The organism is Paraburkholderia sp. SIMBA_027, from assembly GCF_046535315.1.
In the GTDB taxonomy this organism is placed as follows: domain Bacteria; phylum Pseudomonadota; class Gammaproteobacteria; order Burkholderiales; family Burkholderiaceae; genus Paraburkholderia; species Paraburkholderia tropica.
Genome location: NZ_JAWRWY010000984.1, coordinates 1 through 258 on the forward strand (window position 1 = coordinate 1; position 258 = coordinate 258).

The following is a 258-nucleotide window of genomic DNA, read 5'->3' on the forward strand; positions in this document are numbered from 1 at the left end:
TCGGCAACGTCCTCCGCCTTTCCAACACGGGAGAAGACCGACAGCGCTTCAGCGCCGGCGCGCGCGTACGGCGAGGCTAGCCATTCGGCGTTCATATCCGTCTCCGTCACACCCGGCAGCACAGCATTGACTGTAATTCCGCGGGCCGCAAATTCAGGTGCAAGCGCCAGCGTCAACGTCTCCAGCGCCCCCTTAGAGGCCGCATAGGCCGGATGCGTTGGCGCCGCGATCCGCGTAAACCCGGTCGAGACGTTGATG

The 258-nt window shown here is 64.3% G+C and carries 1 protein-coding gene; it reads right to left on the reverse strand.

The genetic code is table 11. From position 1 onward, the window contains the following. A partial coding sequence (locus SB764_RS42045) for an SDR family oxidoreductase (RefSeq protein WP_410867042.1) occupies positions 1-258 on the reverse strand: 258 nt, incomplete at both ends.